Genomic DNA, 5,854 nt, shown 5'->3' with positions numbered 1-5,854 from the left:
ACATTTTCGATCTCGTGATCTCTGCGCCTGGGAGCGAAGGTTCTCGAGGTTCCCGTTTTCGGGCTCGACCGCATCGCTATGGAGCTGAACCCCCTCTGCGCCCCATGGCGTTTCGTCCCACCCAGTCGTTGGCGAATTGCCAGGAGATGCGTCCGCTGCGGTCTCCTTTTGTCTGGGACCAGAGGAGGGCCTCGGCCACCGCCTCCTCGGTCCACTCCAGCTCAACGCCGTGCTTCTGCGCGAGCTTGGCGACCCAGTGGCGGGTGACCTCGACGTAGAGATCTTGGCTGAAGGGGTGGAACGCGACCCACAGGCCGAAGCGGCCGGAGAGGGAGATCTTCTCCTCCACGGCCTCCCCATGGTGGACCTCACCTTCGACCATCATCGCCCCGCGGTTGTCGCTGGCGTACTCGGCGACCAGGTGCCTGCGGTTGGAGGTGACGTAAATGAGCACGTTCTCGGGCAGGGCATACACGGCGCCGTCCAGCGCGCTCTTGAGCACCTTGTAGCTCGGGTCGGTGGATTCGAAGGACAGGTCATCCGAGAACAGGATGTACCGGTACGGCTGGCCCTTCACGGCGTCCCCGATGGCCGGCAGGCTGACGAGGTCGTCCTTGTCCACCTGGATGATCCGGAGCCCCTGGTCCGCGTAGGTGTGCAAGAGCGCCCGGACCACGGACGACTTTCCGGTGCCGCGCGCGCCCCACAAGAGCGCGTTGTTCGCGGGCAGACCGGCCAAGAACTGGCGGGTGTTCTCCTCCAGGACGCTCTTCTGCGCCGCGATGCCCAGCAGGTCGTCGAGGCGGATCGCCTCGATGTCGCGCACGGGTTCCATCGTCCCGTCGAAGGTGCTGCGCCGCCAGTTTGCCGCGTGGCTGGTGGCCCAGTCGATCTTCTGGACCGGCTTGGGCAAGAGCGGCTCCAGCGCAGACAGGACGCGCTTGAGCTGTTTGCTCAGCTCTGGATCGAGGCTCACGTGGACGGAATGGCCCCGATCTTCTCGAGAACGAGGGCCTTGTGGAACTCGCGGTTCAGGCGGGTGATGAACTTCACGTCCACGCCCTTCGGGCAGGCCGCCTGGCACTCGTAGTGGTTCGAGCAGTTCCCGAAGCCGTTCTCGGCCATCGCCTGGATCATGGCGGCGACCCGTTGGGGTGCCTCCACCTGGCCCTGCGGGAGTGCCGCGTACTGAGACACCTTGGCGCCAGCGAAGAGCATGGCCGAGCCGTTGGGGCACGCCGCCACGCAGGCGCCGCAGCCAATGCACTCGGCCGCGTCCATCGCGTATTCGGCTTCCGGCTTCGGGATGGGGCTGGCGTTGCCGTCCGGCGCGCCGCCGGTGTGGCAAGAGACCCAGCCGGCTGCCTGGATCAATCTGTCCAGGGCGCTGCGGTCCACCATGAGATCGCGGATGATGGGGAAGGCGCGCGCCCGCCAGGGCTCCAGGTAGATCGCGTCGCCATCCTTGAACTTCCGCATGTGCAGCTGGCACAAAGTGGTGCGCTGCTGCCCGCCGTGCGGCACGCCGTTGACGACCGCGGAGCACGTCCCGCAGATCCCCTCGCGGCAATCATGGTCGAAGACGATCGGGTCCTTGCCCTGCTTGATGAGGTCCTCGTTGACCACGTCCAGCATCTCCAGGAAGGAGTGGTGCGGTGTGATGTCCTTGGCCTCGTACGTCTCGAAGTGACCGGCCGCCTCCGGGTTGGCCTGGCGCCACACGATCAGCTTGATCTTCATCACCTCGTGTCCGTCTGTTTGTGCGCTCATTATTTGTAGCTCCTCACCGCGAGGTGGACGTTCTCGAACTTCAGCGGCTCTTTGTGAAGCTCGGGTTCCTTGCCAATGCCTTTGAACTCCCACGCCGCCGTGTAGCAGAAGTTCGCGTCGTCGCGCATCGCCTCGCCATCCGGGTACTGGTGCTCGACGCGGAAGTGACCGCCGCAGGATTCCTTCCGGTGCAGGGCGTCGCGCGTGAGCATCTCGGCGAATTCGATGAAGTCGGCCGTGCGGCCGGCGTTCTCGATCTGCTGGTTGGTCTCGCCGCTGCCGCCCGTCACCTTGACGTTCTTCCAGAACTCCTCGCGGATGGCCGGGATCTTCTGCAGGGCGCTCTTGAGCGACGCGTCGCTGCGCGCCATGCCCACGTCGTTCCACATGACGCTTCCAAGCTCGCGGGTGAACTCGGTGACCGTCCGCTTCCCGCTGATCGAGAGCAACTTGTCGTTGGTCGCCTTCACCTCGGCGGCCGACTTGGCGAACTCGGGATGGTCCACCGTCACCTTTCCCGGCGTGGCGGCCGCCAGGTAGCCGCCGATTGTGTTCGGGATGACGAAATAGCCGTCGGCCAGGCCCTGCATCAGCGCACTCGCGCCGAGGCGGTTGGCGCCGTGCACGGAGAAGTTCGCCTCGCCCAGGACAAACAGGCCGGGGACGTTGCTCATCAGGTCGTAGTCCACCCAGAGCCCGCCCATCGAGTAGTGCGGCGCCGGATAGATGCGCATGGGCTGCTTGTAGCCGTTCTCGTCGGTGATGCGCTCGTACATCTCGAACAGGTTGCCGTATCGCTCGGCGATCACCTTCTCGCCGAGCCGCTTGATCGAGTCGCGGAAGTCGAGGTAGACGCCGCGCCCGCCGGGACCGACTCCGCGGCCGTCGTCGCACTGCTCCTTGGCGGCGCGGGACGCGATGTCGCGGGGCGCGAGGTTGCCGAAGGTCGGGTACTTGCGCTCCAGGTAATAGTCGCGGTCCTCCTCGGGGATCTGGCCCGCCGGCTTGCCGCAGTCTTCCTTCTTCTTGGGGACCCAGACGCGGCCGTCGTTGCGCAGCGACTCCGACATCAGCGTCAGCTTCGACTGGTAGTCGCCCGCCTGCGGGATGCAGGTGGGGTGAATCTGCGTGTAGCAGGGGTTGGCGAGGAAGGCGCCCTTCTTGGCGGCCTTCCAGATGGCCGTCGCGCTGCAGCCCATCGCGTTGGTCGACAGGTAGTACACGTTCATGTACCCGCCGGTCGCCAGCACCACGGCGTCGCCAGCGTGCGCCCGGATCTCGCCGGTCACCAGGTCGCGAACCGTGATCCCCTTCGCCTCGCCGTCAATCACGACCAGGTCGAGCATCTCGGTGCGCGCGAACAGCTTCACAGTCCCCGCCTTGATCTGGCGGGACAGCGCGCTGTAGGCGCCCAGGAGGAGCTGCTGGCCTGTCTGGCCGCGCGCGAAGAATGTGCGCGAAACCTGGGCGCCGCCGAACGAGCGGGTGTCCAGATAGCCGGCGTAGTCGCGGGCGAATGGCACGCCCTGCGCGACGCACTGGTCGACGATGTTGTTGGAGACCTGGGCCAGCCGCCAGACGTCCGCCTCGCGGGCGCGGAAGTCGCCGCCCTTGATGGTGTCGTAGAACAGCCGGTAGATGCCGTCGCCGTCGTTCGGGTAGTTCTTCGCGGCGTTGATGCCGCCCTGTGCGGCGATCGAGTGGGCGCGCCGGGGGCTGTCCTGGTAGCAGAACGCCTCCACGTTGTACCCCAGCTCGCCGAGCGAGGCGGCGGCCGAGGCGCCGGCCAAGCCGGTGCCAACGACGAGGACCTTGTACTTCCGCTTGTTCGCGGGGTTCACCAGCTTCAGGTCGAAGCGGTACTTGTCCCACGAATCCTGAATGCGGCCCGATGGGGCTTTTCCGTCGAGGATCATGGTGCCGTCCTTCTTATTTCAAAATGCCAACGAGTATGACCGCGGGGATCGCCCCGAAGCCGACCAGGAAAATCGCCGAGAGCACCTTGCCCGCCACGCCGTAGCGCGGAAGCAGCGTGGCGTTGCTCAGGCCGAGCGTCTGGAAGACGCTCTGGACCCCGTGGGAGAGGTGAAGCCAGAGCGACACCATCGCGACCAGGTAGACGATCCCGACCAGCGCGTTCCGCAGGGAGGCGACCACCATCGAGTAGACGTCGAACCGCTGCAGGACGTCGGTCCCGAGCGTCAGGCCGGGCGTGACGCGGAACGTAAACTGGAGCAGGTGGTAGCCAATGAAGGCTCCCAGAATGAGGCCTGTCCAGATCATGTTCTTGCTGGCGAAGGTCGCCCGCAGTGACCTGGAGACTGCGTACTTCTGGGGCTTGGCCGCCTGGTTCTCCAGCGTGAGCTGAATCGACAGGACGATGTGGAGGACGACCGCCAGACCCATGACGATCCGGCTGGTCCAGACGATCGGCGCGAGGTCGTGGAGATGCATCGCGTACGCGTTGATCCCGCTCGGTCCCCAGAAGATGGTGAGGTTGCCGAGCAGATGGCCGACGACGAACAGGACCATCAACAGGCCCGTGACCGCCATGAGCGCCTTTCGTCCGATCGAGCTTGAGAACAGTCGCATTGGCTTTCCTTTCTCTGTGGAGACGCTTCAAGCGGCGCCGCTGCGAGCAGTGGAAGCGCCACGCGGGAAGGAACCATCCGTCCACACAGGTCGTATGTCAAGGAACTCCTCGGACATGCGCCAAGCAGAGCCCCAGCGTGGAGCGGAGGGCGGCAGTTCCGCACCTCGAACGTCATGCGCGCCGCGTGCGCGACGCTCGACGAGGCGGCGGATAGCCCGCATACCATCAAAACGTTCCGACCCCCCACCGACATCCCGCTGAAAATCCCCGACGGACCCGCTCCGCTGTACGGCGCGGACAAACCGCCTGTCAAGCGTCATGCGAAGGTCTGCAGGGACGCTAGCGTGTGAATCGGCGTCGAATTCTGACCCTGCAAGGTGCGAAAACACAAGCGCCTCCGCCGCTGTGGACGGTCGCGGTTGGACGCCGATTCACAGACAAGCTGGCCCTGATTCTTCTTGAGTACCCTATAGGTGGCGCTTCGCCCCAGGCGAGATCCGGAGGAAAGAGTCGCCACCAAGCGTGCGGGCTACGAGGTCCAGTCCTCGACCTTCAGACCCGAAATTCGGCGGAAGTCGGAGAGATTTCGGGACAGGAGCGTGTCTCCCTTCGACAGGACGATTGCAGCGATCTTGAGATCCAGGCTTCCAATGCGCGGCTGCAGTTTCCGCAGACGCTGATACTCAACCGCAGCAGCTTCGCTGAAATCCAGCACCGGAATTTGGCGATAGTATTCGAGGTGGCGAGTCAGACGACGGTACGCTTCGACCTGCTGTACAACCGTGCGCGACTTCGCGAGGTAGGATAGCCACCCGCGCATCTGTTCCTCGAAGTTGACGATGGTCGTGACGATCTCGTCGGCGGCAACATCGGAGAGGCGTTTCTCAAGCCGCCGGCCCTCGACGCCGACATTCCACTGAAGCAAGCTAAGATGATCGCTGTCGAGAACGAACATGCTGGGTCCGGCGAGACTTGGTGGGGCGCAACGACCTGCGGTATTGTGCCCCCAGCTTCATCGCTTCCTCGAAAATCGGGTCGTTGGCGAAGCCGCCGGCGATTTCCTTCCACCATGGTTGCCGCGATGGAGGCTTCCCCTCCAGCCGCTTCTTCAAACGGGCGATCTCGACTTCTAATGCCGACACCCGCGTCTCAAGCTGTTCCGTTGCCATTGCGTTCGTTCCTCGCTGAAATACCTGTACCACTCCAGCCCAACGCAGCCAACCGCGTTTCGTCACAAGCGGCTGACGATCCGTGGCAGCGGATGGGAACGGTGCGAAATTCCGCACTTCCCTCGATCGAGGTCGGAGACGACCGGGAACGGTTCCCGGTTTTTCGGGATTCTTAGGGATTTTACGGGACAATCCGGGATGACCCAAAGGCCACTCAACCCACTGAAAACGCGAGATTTACTTTAGTTTCCGCGGAGATGCCCGAACGCGTCGTTTCACCTTCCCAAGCTGGACGTCGCCGGTTCGACCCCGGTCGCCCGCT

Annotated in this window: 6 protein-coding genes; all 6 read right to left on the bottom strand. The window is 64.3% G+C overall.

The window, feature by feature from the left end:
- Nucleotides 1-76 precede the first annotated feature (76 nt).
- Complete coding sequence (locus VF515_22450) at nt 77-976, bottom strand: ATP-binding protein (GenBank protein ID HEX7410390.1); 900 nt, start codon at nt 974-976, stop codon at nt 77-79.
- Nucleotides 973-1,740: a succinate dehydrogenase/fumarate reductase iron-sulfur subunit gene (locus VF515_22445; GenBank protein HEX7410389.1), complete on the bottom strand. Its 768-nt coding sequence runs from the start codon at nt 1,738-1,740 to the stop codon at nt 973-975. Before VF515_22445 ends, VF515_22450 begins: the two co-directional genes overlap by 4 nt.
- A 29-nt stretch (nt 1,741-1,769) precedes the next feature.
- On the bottom strand, nt 1,770-3,686 hold the full coding sequence (locus VF515_22440) for a fumarate reductase/succinate dehydrogenase flavoprotein subunit (GenBank protein HEX7410388.1): 1,917 nt from the start codon (nt 3,684-3,686) through the stop codon (nt 1,770-1,772).
- A 13-nt stretch (nt 3,687-3,699) separates the two neighbouring features.
- Nucleotides 3,700-4,362 (bottom strand): succinate dehydrogenase cytochrome b subunit, encoded by a 663-nt coding sequence (locus VF515_22435; protein ID HEX7410387.1) that lies wholly within the window; start codon nt 4,360-4,362, stop codon nt 3,700-3,702.
- A 530-nt stretch (nt 4,363-4,892) separates the two neighbouring features.
- On the bottom strand, nt 4,893-5,318 hold the full coding sequence (locus VF515_22430) for a type II toxin-antitoxin system VapC family toxin (GenBank protein ID HEX7410386.1): 426 nt from the start codon (nt 5,316-5,318) through the stop codon (nt 4,893-4,895).
- Entirely contained in the window at nt 5,290-5,532 is a 243-nt protein-coding gene (locus VF515_22425) for a hypothetical protein (protein ID HEX7410385.1), read from the bottom strand. The genes VF515_22430 and VF515_22425 overlap by 29 nt, the downstream gene beginning before the upstream one ends.
- Nucleotides 5,533-5,854: the final 322 nt, after the last annotated feature.

The organism is Candidatus Binatia bacterium (assembly GCA_036382395.1).
Classification (GTDB): domain Bacteria; phylum Desulfobacterota; class Binatia; order HRBIN30; family HRBIN30; genus JAGDMS01.
Note: the sequence above shows the minus strand (reverse complement) of the source record. Positions and strands in the feature narration are given on the sequence as shown.

Coding starts and splice junctions, on each gene's coding strand:
- VF515_22425 (HEX7410385.1), bottom strand. CDS start 5,532: ATGGCAACGGAACAGCTTGAGACGCGGGTGTCGGCATTAGAAGTCGAG.
- VF515_22440 (HEX7410388.1), bottom strand. CDS start 3,686: ATGATCCTCGACGGAAAAGCCCCATCGGGCCGCATTCAGGATTCGTGG.
- VF515_22445 (HEX7410389.1), bottom strand. CDS start 1,740: ATGAAGATCAAGCTGATCGTGTGGCGCCAGGCCAACCCGGAGGCGGCC.
- VF515_22430 (HEX7410386.1), bottom strand. CDS start 5,318: ATGTTCGTTCTCGACAGCGATCATCTTAGCTTGCTTCAGTGGAATGTC.
- VF515_22435 (HEX7410387.1), bottom strand. CDS start 4,362: ATGCGACTGTTCTCAAGCTCGATCGGACGAAAGGCGCTCATGGCGGTC.